The sequence below is a fragment of the Fodinibius salsisoli genome, from assembly GCF_026229185.1.
GTDB lineage: Bacteria > Bacteroidota > Rhodothermia > Balneolales > Balneolaceae > Fodinibius > Fodinibius salsisoli.
Map to the genome: position 1 here is coordinate 35,934 of NZ_JAGGJA010000012.1, position 13,789 is coordinate 49,722.

General features: G+C 46.2%; 10 protein-coding genes. 9 read left to right on the top strand and 1 reads right to left on the bottom strand.

Translation table 11 applies throughout. The annotated features are described in order from the left end of the window. Window positions 1-1,165 precede the first annotated feature (1,165 nt). The 5 genes from J6I44_RS15845 (at window position 1,166) to J6I44_RS15865 (ending at window position 6,923) form a co-directional block, all read left to right on the top strand. Window positions 1,166-2,116, top strand: coding sequence for a threonine/serine dehydratase (locus tag J6I44_RS15845; protein ID WP_265767136.1), 951 nt, complete (start codon window positions 1,166-1,168; stop codon window positions 2,114-2,116). A 338-nt stretch (window positions 2,117-2,454) separates the two neighbouring features. Further along, complete coding sequence (locus tag J6I44_RS15850) at window positions 2,455-3,789, top strand: ammonium transporter (protein WP_265767137.1); 1,335 nt, start codon at window positions 2,455-2,457, stop codon at window positions 3,787-3,789. Window positions 3,790-3,804: 15 nt separating this feature from the next. Beyond that, on the top strand, window positions 3,805-4,164 hold the full coding sequence (locus J6I44_RS15855) for a P-II family nitrogen regulator (RefSeq protein WP_265767138.1): 360 nt from the start codon (window positions 3,805-3,807) through the stop codon (window positions 4,162-4,164). Window positions 4,165-4,672: 508 nt separating this feature from the next. Beyond that, window positions 4,673-6,151 carry a diadenylate cyclase gene (locus J6I44_RS15860; RefSeq protein WP_265767139.1) on the top strand — a complete coding sequence of 493 codons (1,479 nt, stop codon included), beginning with the start codon at window positions 4,673-4,675 and terminating at the stop codon, window positions 6,149-6,151. A gap of 76 nt (window positions 6,152-6,227) precedes the next feature. Further along, a complete protein-coding gene (locus J6I44_RS15865) occupies window positions 6,228-6,923 on the top strand; it encodes an SIMPL domain-containing protein (protein WP_265767140.1) in 696 nt (231 codons plus the stop codon). 200 nt (window positions 6,924-7,123) lie between these two features. On the opposite strand, the gene J6I44_RS15870 is transcribed toward J6I44_RS15865, so the two are convergent. Further along, window positions 7,124-7,762, bottom strand: coding sequence for an arylesterase (locus J6I44_RS15870; RefSeq protein WP_265767141.1), 639 nt, complete (start codon window positions 7,760-7,762; stop codon window positions 7,124-7,126). Window positions 7,763-7,877: 115 nt separating this feature from the next. Here J6I44_RS15870 and J6I44_RS15875 point away from each other — a divergent pair, with 115 nt between their 5' ends. The 4 genes from J6I44_RS15875 (at window position 7,878) to corA (ending at window position 13,751) form a co-directional block, all read left to right on the top strand. Then, window positions 7,878-8,600 (top strand): ABC transporter ATP-binding protein, encoded by a 723-nt coding sequence (locus J6I44_RS15875; RefSeq protein WP_265767142.1) that lies wholly within the window; start codon window positions 7,878-7,880, stop codon window positions 8,598-8,600. Between the two features lie 15 nt (window positions 8,601-8,615). Next, window positions 8,616-11,165, top strand: coding sequence for an ABC transporter permease (locus J6I44_RS15880; protein WP_265767143.1), 2,550 nt, complete (start codon window positions 8,616-8,618; stop codon window positions 11,163-11,165). A 657-nt stretch (window positions 11,166-11,822) separates the two neighbouring features. Then, on the top strand, window positions 11,823-12,503 hold the full coding sequence (locus tag J6I44_RS15885) for a YiaD family glycine zipper/OmpA-like lipoprotein (RefSeq protein WP_265767144.1): 681 nt from the start codon (window positions 11,823-11,825) through the stop codon (window positions 12,501-12,503). Between the two features lie 126 nt (window positions 12,504-12,629). Further along, window positions 12,630-13,751: a magnesium/cobalt transporter CorA gene (corA, locus tag J6I44_RS15890; protein WP_265767145.1), complete on the top strand. Its 1,122-nt coding sequence runs from the start codon at window positions 12,630-12,632 to the stop codon at window positions 13,749-13,751. The last annotated feature ends 38 nt before the right edge of the window (window positions 13,752-13,789 follow it).

Here is a 13,789-nt window from a genome sequence, read left to right on the forward strand (position 1 = left end):
CCGTATAGACGGGACCAGCGAAGCTGGAACGAAAAAAGTGTTGGGGAATAGCAAGATCTTATGGTTCATAAAGCTTTATGACGGGGGAGTGCTCTTCCCCATCAGTCGTTTTGAACATCGTCTTTCCCGCTATTCCCCAGACCCCATTGGGCTATTTTAAATAACTTGAAGCACATTCCTAAAGTCCCCCTTGTAGCAATAGGCCATAAAGAGGCAACCCACGCGAACCGAAGGGGGCCAGGGGATGATTAGCTAAGTTCTTTTAATAAAGCATTCCCCTTTTCAGCTTTTGCCTTTGATGAAAGAATAGGATGCCAATTTTTTGTCCTCAAATCCCTTAAAATAAATCTCTCCTTGCATACCAGCATTACATTGACGAAAAGAAAACCATCCCCGATACAGTAAACACCCCTCCCGCCTGAAGGCGGACTCCCCTCAAGGGGAGAATCAAACGTGCTACGGCTCCGCTCCCGCTCCTCTACATAATGTATAAGGCCGGAGGAACAGAAGTTCTATGCGCCTAATCCTTTAAGAGTATCCTATTTGCGGTTAAGGGGAATATTTATAACCAAATTAATTGTACGATCATAGTATCACAGCGTTGGCTTGTTGCTTTGAATAGAAATAAAAAATAGATGTAGCTTTCTCCTCCAGCCTAACGAATCATCGGCGGAGGTCGAGAGATGGTCAGGATCATTTCACACCGGTAGCATTTTGGGAAGCTACTTCATAAGAGGAAGGACCATTGAAATGATCCCATCCGAGACCGGAGCGGGTCCATCATTCTCAGACGGTGACGTTTTTGATTACTTTTTGTGTCATTCCAAAAAGTAATTACATAAAAAAGAGTTGGTAATGGATCAAAAGAAGGAGTCGAATTCATCCGACGATTGAACAGCCTATGTCTCGCTTGAAACTCCTCGTCAAAAGCTCCTCGGAGTGACAAAGCTGGTGCCCATCAATGTTACCTGCCCAAAAATATAAGTTCAATAATAGAAAATAGATATAGGCCAATACTTCCGGCCTCAGGATTGTGAAGGTGCTGGGTTGCCGGAAAGCAACGAGGAGAAGAAAGAATGGTTGTCTTTTATAACCGCCCAATACCTTATATTTAGATAATTCTTAAAATCCTAAGCCCTTTAAATCTTACAGAACCAATCTCCCCATGAACTTATTTGAAGAAATAACGCAGGCTTCGGAACGCATCACGGACGACATCCTGCAGACGCCCCTGCTCTACTCGCACTGGCTCAGTGACGCCTGTGATGGAGACGTCTATCTAAAATTAGAAAGCGAGCAGGTTACCGGTTCCTTTAAAGCCCGCGGCAGCCTGAACAAATTAACATGGCTGCAAGAGCAGGGTAACAATACACTCCCGGTCACGGCCTCGACGGGGAATCACGGCCTTGGTTTTGCCCGTGCCTGCGACCTTTTGGGCATTCAAGGAAAGGTGTACCTCCCACATAGTGCCGTGGAGTCTAAAGTTGAGGCCATTCGGGCTTACGATATTGATATCGAATTTCATGGGGATGATCCCTTTCAGACGGAGGTATTCTTGCGACAGGAAGCCGACGAGCAAGGCTGGTGCTACATCTCTCCCTATAACGATCGGCAGGTTATAGCCGGACAGGGAACCATCGCGATGGAGATTCTGGAGCATATTCCAAAGCCCGATAACATTCTGGCGACGGTAGGCGGAGGCGGACTCATTTCGGGTATTGGTACCTACGTTAAAAGGAAGTCACCGGAGACCACCATCATTGGCTGTCAACCGGAAAATTCACCCGAAATGAGCGTCAGTGTACGCGCCGGAGAATATAAAGAGATTACGTCCAAACCCACGCTGTCGGATGGGTCCGCAGGTGGGTTTGAACGCGACGCCATCACTTTTGAGCAATGCAAAAAATTAGTGGATCGGTTTATTCTGGCCTCGGAAGAAGAAATTGCCTCCGCTATCCGGTTGATGGTCGCCCGGCACCACAAGATTATAGAGGGAGCAGCAGGCGTCGCTATTGCCAGTCTGCTGAAGAATGCTGCCCGGTTTAAAGATCAATCTACGGTCATCGTGGTCTGTGGTGCCAACATCGCCATTGAAAAACTACGGGTAATTATTTGATCCATCCCGGGCACAAAGAATGGATCCATAACGAAAATAAACTCACCAACGGGCGAGGAACAGGACCAAAACAAAAAAGGAAGGCCTAAATAATTAAGGTTTAATACCCAAAGATATCCCTAACAAACTACATTTATTAGGCCCAAAAGGGTACGCAAATCCTTTTCAGACAACCTTACTTCCATTTCTACCCATTTCTTCACTAATCTTGTTTTTTTACCTTTATATTCAAAAAAATCTAATTAATTAACGAAAAAAGCACAATTCACCTTGTAACTTTTTTCAAATTATGATAGATTTTCTGCGCTTCACAAACAAAGTCTATCAAATCAATCAACATGCTAAAAAAGTATCTCGGGAAATTCCCCTCACTACTACTAATCTTTTTATTAATCTCAACCCCTTCACTTGCGGCCGACAGTGCTGCCATTGACACAGGAACCACGGCCTGGATGCTTGTTTCAACAGCACTGGTCTTACTGATGGTGCCGGGCCTGGCGATGTTCTACGGCGGACTGGTTCGTACCAAAAATGTTCTGGGAACCATGATGCATAGTTTTGCTGCCATGGGCATTATGACGGTTCTGTGGGTCGCCGTGGGTTATGCTATGTCGTTTGGCCCCAATGTTCTGGGCGGCTGGTTTGGATGGAATTCCGATTACGTCTTCCTGGCGGGCATCGACAACTCCATCATGGATGCCGGCGTCCCCGAATATGTGTTCAGCATGTTTCAGGGTAAGTTTGCTATTATTACTCCTGCCCTTATTGCAGGGGCTTTTGCCGAACGGGTCAAGTTCAAGTCCTACTGCCTGTTTATTGCCCTCTGGGGACTGTTAGTGTACAACCCGCTCTGCCATTGGGTTTGGTCGGAAGGTGGATTTCTTTTCAACCTGGGAGCCGATGGGGCCATTGATTTTGCCGGGGGGACCGTCGTTCATATCTCAGCGGGTGTTAGTGGATTAATTGCCGCTCTCTACCTTGGAGCTCGACGTGGATTCCCCGTTACGAATATGCCGCCCAGCAACCTGGTCATGACCATGATTGGTGGCGGACTGCTGTGGGTTGGCTGGTTTGGATTCAACGCCGGTAGTTCCGTAGCCAGTGGATTGAGTACTGCCCAGGCCTTAACGGCTACGCAGGTGGCCGCTGCATCCGGAGCTATTGCCTGGATGCTCATTGAACTATGGCATCAGGGTAAAGCGACGGCGCTTGGTATCATGTCCGGTATTTTGGCCGGGTTGGTAGCTGTTACTCCGGCAGCAGGTGTCGTACAACCCTTTGGCGCCTTTTGCCTCGGAATCTTTGCTTCTATCTTCTGCTACCTCGCCATTCTTCTCAAGAATAAATTAGGCTATGATGATACCCTCGATGCTTTTGGCATTCACGGCGTCGGCGGCATTGTAGGAGCCATATTGCTTACCTTCTTCATCCGGGATAGCTGGATGGCCAACGCTGCTGAACTTGCCGGCGGAAGCTGGACGATCTGGCAGCAGTTGGGAGTTCAGGTAGTAGCCGTCTTGATTGCCGTTGCCTATGCATCGGTACTTACCTTAATCCTGCTTTATGTTGTAAATAAGCTTGTAGGCTTCCGATCTGATCCAAAAGAAGAAATGCAGGGCCTTGACAGCGCTTACCACAGCGAACATGGCTACGGAATGCTCAATCCCAATTAAGAAATCTATTGACCTATGAAACTTGTTATAGCCATTATTCGCCAAACTCAACTCGACGAAGTACGAGAAGCACTCATTAAAGCAGAAATTCGCCGGATTACCGTTATGCGTGTATCCGGCCATGGCAAAGCGGAGGATGTAGAGATCTACCGGGGCAAAAAAGTCGTCCCGGGACTCATCCCCAGAGTCCGCCTGGAAATTGCTGTAAATGACGAATTTGTTGATACCACCGTCGATACGATTATTAAAACCGTAAAGTCTCGCTACAAAGATAAAGAGCCCGGGAAGACGACCGGCGACGGGAAGATTTTTATTACTCCCCTTGAGGAGTGCATCCGCATTAGTACCGGTGAGCGAGGCCCGGCGGCCATTTAGGCTTCTACTGAGGCGCCTTTTCCCCCGGCTATTTCAAGCTGCCTGCCCTTCGAAGCACGGCCTACGCAGCCAAGTTTCTTCGGCGTAGTGGGCCTTTAGCGCAGTTGGGTCCACGCTTGAAATAAGTGCTGATAAAGTGCTAAGCGTGGACGCTTAGCACAGCCAATTAGTAAATTATGGTTTTGCAAAGATCTCTACTGGAGCTTTGCCAATATACGCTTATAAGCTATTCATCAGGCGACTGACGTTGTCGTCTGGTGAATTTCTTTATGCCCTCCCCTTACTTATTGTTAGTGACCTTCAACTTGTCCAATTCCTACCTTCTTTGGCATCATCAACGCTGACTACCTCCGACAGAAGTCAAGGCTTTTCTCTTCATTACCCTGTATTTCACTAAAATTCCCAATCTCTCCCCTATAAATTATTCTTCATATCTAATACACCTATCAGTAGTTTTTTATATCGCCAATGCTTTTATTACTACAAACTACAGATAGGTGCAAATATATTGACTGATCTCACACTTATACTACAAAGCCTCAGCGATACCTTCCTTACCTTTTTGCGGAATATTCGCATCGTGGATATCCTGGATATCGTTCTCATCAGTTCATTTCTCTATGTCGTTTTAAACTGGCTTCGGCAAAGTGCATCGCGCCGAAGTCTGTTAAGCTTTTTTGTCATCCTGATTGTTTATGTCCTAGCCCGTATCACGGGGATGTACCTTACAGAGCTCCTTATCGAAGGACTCTTTGTGATCATTCTCATTGGAATCATCGTGGTATTTCAGTCAGATATGCGGCGGATCATTGACCGCATCGGGAGCTGGAGCTTCTTTAAAAGATCAGCCTCTGATACACCCGATATTGCCACCAGCATTATCACGGAGGCCGCAGCTAAGATGGCTGAAAAAAGAACAGGAGCACTTATCGCTATCAAAGGCCGGGAAGACTGGGATCGGCATATGCACGGGGGTATTGAACTGGATGGAAAAATAACCATCCCCTTACTGCACAGTATCTTCAACACTAAAGCTCCGGGGCATGATGGCGCGGTCTTAAGTGATGGGCAACGAATTCTAAAGTTTGGGGTCCACCTCCCTCTTTCCACCAATCTTTACAAGATGTCACGCGGAGGAACCCGGCATACCGCCGCTCTTGGACTTTCTGAACAATGTGATGCGCTCGTCATTGCAATCTCGGAAGAACGCGGAACGATCAGTATTGCCCGGAATGGGCAAATTAAGCAGCTGGAATCCAGTAGCGATCTAAAAAAACATCTGGATGATTTTTGGGCAGAATATTATAATCCCGCCGCTTCTTCCTTTAGCCACTGGTGGAAACGCCGCAGCCTGCGGACGGCCATTGCTTCGGTTAGTCTGGCATTTATCCTTTGGTTATCGCTGGCCTACCCATCCGAGACCGTATATCGCACCTATGCCGTTCCTATAGAATACCGTAACCTCGAATCTACCAATATTGCGCTGCAAGACTCCGTACCGCTCAAAGCGAGGCTTACTTTATCGGGATCGGAGCAGGCTTTCCGAACACTCGATCCCTCTGACCTGGTGATCTCCTTTGACCTGGCCTCTGAAGATGTGGATGACAATGAGCTTGAAATTGAACGTGATGATATTAACCTGCCGGCTGACCTGCAGTTTTTTGAAGCCTCTCCGCCCATTTTAAGGCTTCAACGGCAGTATTTTGTATCCCAGGAGCTGCCAATAAAGGTACCTTTAAAAGGGCAGCTTAAAGAGGGTTTAGAACTCATCTCCCTGACGTCTTCCCCCAACACCGTCACGGTACTTGTTGATACGGCCGCTACACAACTGGATTCAATATATACGCCGGCTGTGGATCTAAGCCAGATCCAACAGAGCACCAATATCACAAGAAGGCTTCGTTCCGAGGAAAAGAAATACCGTTTCCCTCAGCAACAATCACCTGAGATTCGTGTAACTATTCGTATTCGAAAAATAAATCCATAATTCTTTAACGGTTTAATCGTTAAGCAATCATCCTAACAACTATTCCATTTAATATTAACAAAAAACTATTTCATTTATGCGACTACTTACCATACCTCTATTTCTAAGTTTTATGCTATTCGCAGGAGTCACGCAAGCACAGGATCAGTCCAAAAAAACGATTGCTATCAATTCTTCTGCAACCGTTGAGGTTCCAGCTGATCAGATTGCTTTTAACATTGATATCAATGCAGAAGCAAGCACTCCCCAGCAAGCCTACAGCATGCATAAGAAGAGAGAACAGGTGCTGCTGGACCTCCTCAAAAAACATAATATCGAGGAAGCAAACATTGATTTCGAACCGATCGGTATCTCACGGGTCAACCTACGTCATGAAGAACAAGAAGAGGTAATCCGGACCAGTCAGAGCGTAACGTTGACTTTTTCTGAATTTGATAAATACGAAGAAATACAATTAACACTAATCGAGAATGACTACGATAACTTCAGTGGTAATTTCATGTCCAGTAAAATGGAAGAAGGTAAGGACGAGGCTTTGAAGCAAGCTCTTCAAACCGCCCGCGAAAAAGCTGAAATTATTGCCCGGGAAAGTGGTCTAACGCTGACGGATATCCAAAACATCAATTTCTCTTACCATCAACGTCCCCCGCGCCCCATGGATTTAATGGCCAGCTATGCAAAAGCTGAAAGCGGCAGTCTCGTCTCCGAATACGACCAGGCGGTCAGTGTTTCAGCACAGATATCGGTGAACTATGGATTTACAGCCGACTAATACCGCTCGTTGAATTGCTGACTAAGTTTTGACTTCTCTCTCTTCCCTGCTTTGCAGGGATAAGTGGCACCCGTAAGTGTTCGAAGCCAAACACACTCATCGGATGAGTACGAAGGTACAAATCAATATTTTTAGCTGGATCACTCATCCGATGAGTAAAAACGACCCAGCGCGGATATTTAACCACAGTCATTCATTGATTACTTTGCCGAGGCCCGTTCTTTTTGAAGAATAGGCTTTAGTACTTCCCAGGTATTTCGGGCGAGCACTTTATGCCCTTTGGCTGTTGGATGGATGCCATCTGACTGGTTAAGCTCTTCATTTCCTCCAACTCCTTGTAACAAAAATGGTATCAGGGCTACATCATTTTCCTCCGCCAGCTCCGGGTACATTTCTTTAAACTGTTCGGTGTAATCTGGCCCAAGGTTGGGCGGAACCTGCATACCGGCCAACACAATTCGAACTTCCGGATAAGCCTTTTCAACCTTATCGATAATTTTTTGCAGGTTGCTTTTGGTTACATCCAGATCGATGCCGCGCAGCCCGTCGTTACCTCCCAGCTCGAGTACAAACAGGTCAATCGGCTGGCGCAACATCCAATCGATACGGCGAAGTCCACCGGCTGAGGTTTCTCCGCTAAGTCCGCCATTGATGACTTCGTAATTCCAGCCCAGGGAATCAATTTTCTGCTGGATCAATGCTGGAAAAGCCTGCTGCTCTTCTATTCCATTGCCCGCCGTAATACTATCGCCAAAGAAAAGGATCCGCGACTCTTCCTGGGCCAATGCTGAAAAGAAAAACAGGAACAGTGTAACAAACAGTAGTAAAAAACGTTTCATTAAATAATCAAGATTTACGGTTCAAATTTTGTAATATTGGAAACGATCCTCGCTGCATTATGATTTCATTAATCTGATATTACACGATAATCATCTTCAAGTATAACATTCCGGCATGGATGTATCCACAATATTAGAAGCTAGCAATATAACCCAAACATTCCGAAGCGGTGATCACCAGCTTACGGTGCTTGATCAAATTAACTTTACCATTAGCAGTGGTACCACTTGTGCTATTGTTGGTCCCTCGGGCAGTGGTAAAACAACCCTCTTAGGACTCTGTGCCGGGCTTGATCGGCCCACAAAGGGCGATATAAAGCTTAACAATGTTGCCTTAGGCCCCCTTAGTGAAGATGAACGTGCAGAAGTACGAAATAAGTATGTAGGCTTTGTTTTTCAAACATTTCAGCTGGTCCCGACCCTTACGGCCCTGGAGAATGTAATGGTTCCCCTGGAACTTCGAGGCCAAAAGACAGAGGATGTGAGCGAAGAAGCCATTGAACTACTCACCGAGGTAGGTCTCAGCGACCGCTTGCAGCATTATCCGTCACAGCTTTCCGGGGGCGAACAGCAGCGCGTAGCTATTGCACGCGCCTTCATCAATAAGCCAAAAATTCTTTTTGCGGACGAACCCACCGGTAACCTCGATGCAGAAACGGGCGCGACCATTGAAAAGCTGCTGTTTGATTTAAATGAGATTAATGGCACAACATTGGTGCTGGTGACCCATGACCTTTCGCTTGCCAAGCAGTGCAAGCGTACGATCCACCTCAAAAACGGACAAATTGAAAAAGATGAGTCCTCCTCTCCTGTCAAAATGGAACAGATCAACAACTAAAAGGCCTGCCACTTTATGAACTCCTTTTTTTCGACCTGGTCCTGGAAGATGGCCTGGCGCGATGCCCGCTCCAATAAAAAACGACTTTTTGTTTATATCTCGGCTATCATTATTGGTGTGGCTGCCCAGGTAGCGATCACTTCTTTTAGGGATAGCCTTAATACGACCATCAACAATCAATCGAAGGAGCTGCTTGGCGCAGACCTTGAGATAGAGACCGAGCAAACGCCTCCCGATACGCTTAAGGCATATTTCAAAGAGTTAGGAGGCGACCAGTCTACCATTACAGAGTTTCCGTCCATGGTACTGTTTCCTAAAACCGGTAACACACGTCTGGCCAACGTGCGTGCACTTACGGGTAACTTTCCCTATTACGGAACACTTGAAACCATGCCGACAGAGGCCGCCCTGGAATTTAAGTCTACCCCCTCTGCTTTGGTCGACCAAACACTGATGACCCAATTTGGTATTTCCGTAGGTGATTCTGTTAGAGTAGGTCGCTTTACACTGCCAATTGGTGGAGCTCTTACCAAAGTCCCGGGAGAGTCAGCCGCTACCGCTATGATTGGGCCCCGTGTATTTATTCCCCAGTCAGTACTTGATTCTACCACTCTTATCCAAAGGGGAAGCCGCGTAGAATACAAGCAGTACTTTAAGTTTGACGATCAACGGGATATGGAGCCCATTGAGGCTCGATTGGATTCCCTGGAAGATCACCTTGCGATAGATATTGACACTGAAACGATAGCAGAACGCCAGGAAGAGATAGGAGAAGCAGTTAGTAACCTGGGTAAATTCCTGAATCTTGTGGGCTTTGTAGCTTTGCTACTGGGTGGGATTGGTGTAGCCAGCTCCATCCACGTTTATATCAACAAAAAGATTAGCACAGCATCGGTACTGCGATGTTTCGGAGCCTCTTCGGACCAGACGATGAGTATCTTCCTGATACAGGCCGTCGTATTGGGGTTTTTAGGGGCCCTGGCGGGAACTCTCTTGGGGGTGGGTATTCAGTATTTCCTACCCTCCCTGGTCAGTGATTTCCTTCCGGTTGATGTAGAGCTGACTATTTCCTGGCTTGCTATTGGGCTTGGGCTCTTTACCGGTACCGGTGTTGCGCTCGTATTTGCCCTGCTTCCACTGCTGGCTTTACGCAAAGCCTCTCCCCTCTATGCCATCCGCACGCTTGATGAATCGATCACTTCGCTACTTGATAATAAAGTAAAAGCTTCGATTTATACGATTATCGTCTTTACTGTTTTCGGCTATGCCTTTCTACTTACCGAGAGCTGGCAGACGGCGGGCCTCTTTACCCTTGGTATTGCGGGTGCCTTTGGGCTCTTGTTAGTTGTGGCTAAACTGCTGATGCAAACGGTTCGCCGCTTCTTTCCATCACACTGGTCGTATGTCTGGCGTCAGGGATTGGCTAACCTCTATCGCCCCCAGAACCAAACATCTACCCTGATGTTAGCCCTCGGCTTGGGAATGCTGCTGGTAAGCACCCTCTATTTTAGCCAGGATATGCTAATGGGAGAGCTTCAATTTGCCAACCGTGACGATGCCCCCAACCTTATTTTCTTTGATATCCAATCTGACCAAAATGAGCCCTTGAACCAGCTGATGGAGGAACAAGAACTGCCTATCCTGCAGAACGTCCCCCTGGTCACTATGCGCCTTGATTCTCTTCGAGGGCGTAGTGTGCAGGCTATTACCAGTGATACCTCAAGTCATGTACGAAGCTGGGCCTTAGAGCGTGAGTACCGGTCCACCTACCGGGATTCTCTTATCAACTCTGAAACTCTTTTAGAAGGTGAATGGACGGGGCGGGCTGACCCCAGCCAGGGAGCCATCCCCGTATCAGCGGCTCAAGAAATTGCGAATGACCTAAACCTTGAGATTGGTGATTCCCTAACCTTTGATGTGCAAGGCGTGCCTGTACAGGCCTATGTTGGGAGTATCCGCGAGGTAGATTTCCGGCGGGTACAGCCGAATTTCTTTATGCTCTTTCCCGCCGGTGTCTTAGAGCAGGCTCCACAAATTTATGTCACCGTTACCCGTGCTCCGAATCAGGAAGCTTCTGCACGGGCTCAACAGGCCGTAGTCCAGGAATTTCCAAATGTATCGGCAATTGATGTCAGCCGTATATTGAAAACCATCAACCAGTTTATTGATAAGATATCGTTCGCCATCCAGTTTATGGCCCTATTCAGTATTTTAACTGGTCTTATCGTATTGGGAAGCTCCGTAACCACCAGTCGATTCCAACGCATTAAAGAAAGTACACTGCTGCGGACGATGGGCGCCAGCAAAAAACAGATTATAAAAATATTATCCGTAGAGTATCTTTTTCTGGGTCTCCTCTCCTCCTTTACAGGGCTCTTGCTATCGGTAAGCGCCACTTGGCTATTGGGCTACTTCTATTTTGATATCACCTTTGTTCCCAATGGGTGGGTGATTATCATTGGAACTATAGTTGTTACCGGCCTAACGATTCTCATTGGCATGGCCAATAGCCGCAGTATCTACCAGCGTACGCCGCTCGAGGTACTTCGAACCGAAACCACCTAAGCTTTTTAGCTGTAAAAAAATATCCTCTTTAATAATCCCCCGGAACAGCCCTTTGAGCAACAGAAATCACTCATGCCGGGGTTTCATCAATTCTATAGGCATAAGTCAATGGTTTTATAGGCATAAAGTGATAGACTTATGCCTATAAAAATATTTTTTATGCGCATAAAAGTTAGCCGCTATGCTTGAAGCATCTTTGGGATAACCCAAAAGCGGTCCAACCTCCCACTGAAACTGCCATAGAATACTGCTTTTGGCATTTTTTACCGTGGATTCAGGAAATTGTACTTTCCAACTCTTCTTGGTCTTATCATTTATGAATGGAGGACTGGACAGCAAGATAGCAATCCCCTGCTAAATACCATTCATTCACCGCCTCTTCCCGACTGCTAACCTGAATTGTACAATAAAATAGCCTTTGTTTACCTGGCATTCGTTTTACCATCAAGTTACCATCTATTTCTTTAAAAAGTTTTTTCCATCATTCTTTTTTAGGTTAAAATTACATACTATACTCCAATATGAATGATTACAACCAGAAATATGTAGAGAAGAAATAGTGACCTTAACCATAATACACATACTGAAGTGGAACTTATGGTTACGAATTGCCTATAATGCATTGTTTCACAATTAATTTAAATTATTCCTATTGATATGACGACTACTAAAAAAGCTACTGCTATTATACTTTGTCTTAGCCTGTTTGCATTTATATTTCAGGGATGTAAGAGCTGGAGCAAAACTGCTAAAGGAGGTGCCATTGGTGCCGGAGCCGGGGGGTTAGCCGGAGCCGTTATTGGTAAAGTAGCCGGCAATACGGTTACAGGGGCCATTATCGGTGCGGCCGTAGGTGGTGCTGCCGGTGCTGCTATTGGTAACTATATGGATCGCCAAGCTGAGGAAATCGAGCAAGAACTCAAAAACGCTGAAGTTGAACGCGTGGGCGAAGGTATTAAAATAACCTTCGATTCGGGTATCTTATTTGATTTCGACTCCTATGCCCTTCGATCCAATGCGCAACAGAATATTTCTGAGTTATCAGACATTCTGCAAAAGTATGAAGACACTGAAATCCTGTTTGCAGGTCATACCGACAGTCAAGGTTCTGATGAGTATAATCAAGAGCTGTCAATGGACCGGGCAAAGTCGGTAGCCAGCTACACTTCAAGCCAAGGTGTAGCCAGTGAACGGATGATTATCGAAGGATACGGCGAAGAAGATCCCGTGGCTGACAACAGCACCGAAGCCGGACGCCAGCAGAACCGCCGCGTTGAGATTGCCATCTATGCGAACGAAGAACTCAAGGAAAAAGCTAAGAATGGCGAGTTAGACTAAAGCGAATCCTTGTCGATATAATGAATTCAGGGCCTGTATCTTAATACAGGCCCTTTTTTTATGCTTGTATATAGGCGCAGTCTTAGTCATATTTAATAAGTTCCTAATCAAAAAATACTATTCGTTATGCCCGACAAGCGCTCACTCCGATCCTGGTTGCCCAACAAAAGGGCAATACGATCCCAAAAGCCCGGCACAGCACCCGGCACCGTTGATTATATGGGTATACAGAAAGTAGATGAAGTGTATATTCACCTTTTGGATTATGATGCAACCCACGTGGACAAGCTATCGGTAACTGAGATCGAAGAGTGCCGGCCTTATCTGGAAGAGCCAACCAAAACGTGGATCAACGTAACCGGCCTGCACGATGTGGAAAAATTGAAACGCATCTGGTCCTATTTCGATTTACACCCCCTTATACAGGAAGATATTGTCAATACCGGGCAGCGCCCCAAGGTGGAATCTTACGAAAACTGCATCTTTTTCGTCTTGCGGATGTTTTCTTATTCCGTTGAAGAGAAGGCGCTTCAATCAGAACAGATTAGTATTGTGCTGGGCCCAAACTATGTTCTTTCTTTCCAGGAAACGGATAATAACTACTTTAAACCTATCCTGGATCGTCTTGAAAACAAGGCCGGGCGTATCCGTAACCATCCCACAGACTATATGGCCTATGCCCTTATTGATACAATTGTAGACCATTATTTTACTGTTATACAACAGGTGGGTGATGAAATAGAGCGTATGGAAGACCTGTTGTTTGAAGACAAGGAAGAGGAAGATAATGGTATCCTGCAGCAGATTCACAACATCCGCCGTGAAATTGTCTATTTTCGGAAATCAACCTGGCCCCTGCGCGATGCACTTAATACCGCTATTCGCGATGAATCTGACCTAATCTCCGACAATACCAAACTGTTTTTACGCGATGTGCATGACCATATGATCCAGGTGATTGACAGCGTAGAAAATTACCGCGACTTGGTACTAAGTCTGCATGATCTCTATATGTCGAACATTAGCAACAGGATGAATGAGATCATGAAAGTCCTTACGATTATCGCTACCATTTTTATTCCGTTAACTTTTGTTGCAGGTATCTACGGAATGAACTTTAACCCGGAGGCAAGTCCTTACAATATGCCGGAGCTCAGTTATTACTGGGGCTATCCCGTTGCCTGGGCTGTCATGCTTGTATCTGCCGGCTCCATGGTTTATTATTTTAAACGCAAAGGATGGCTGTAAAACACTCATAATTAACTTAAATCATTATTGGTGGATAT

What these genes read in the sequence shown, in the direction of transcription:
- J6I44_RS15845 (WP_265767136.1), top strand. Translation starts at nt 1,166, where the DNA reads ATGAACTTATTTGAAGAAATAACGCAGGCTTCGGAACGCATCACGGAC.
- J6I44_RS15850 (WP_265767137.1), top strand. Translation starts at nt 2,455, where the DNA reads ATGCTAAAAAAGTATCTCGGGAAATTCCCCTCACTACTACTAATCTTT.
- J6I44_RS15855 (WP_265767138.1), top strand. Translation starts at nt 3,805, where the DNA reads ATGAAACTTGTTATAGCCATTATTCGCCAAACTCAACTCGACGAAGTA.
- J6I44_RS15865 (WP_265767140.1), top strand. Translation starts at nt 6,228, where the DNA reads ATGCGACTACTTACCATACCTCTATTTCTAAGTTTTATGCTATTCGCA.
- J6I44_RS15870 (WP_265767141.1), bottom strand. Translation starts at nt 7,762, where the DNA reads ATGAAACGTTTTTTACTACTGTTTGTTACACTGTTCCTGTTTTTCTTT.
- J6I44_RS15875 (WP_265767142.1), top strand. Translation starts at nt 7,878, where the DNA reads ATGGATGTATCCACAATATTAGAAGCTAGCAATATAACCCAAACATTC.
- J6I44_RS15880 (WP_265767143.1), top strand. Translation starts at nt 8,616, where the DNA reads ATGAACTCCTTTTTTTCGACCTGGTCCTGGAAGATGGCCTGGCGCGAT.
- J6I44_RS15885 (WP_265767144.1), top strand. Translation starts at nt 11,823, where the DNA reads ATGACGACTACTAAAAAAGCTACTGCTATTATACTTTGTCTTAGCCTG.
- corA (WP_265767145.1), top strand. Translation starts at nt 12,630, where the DNA reads ATGCCCGACAAGCGCTCACTCCGATCCTGGTTGCCCAACAAAAGGGCA.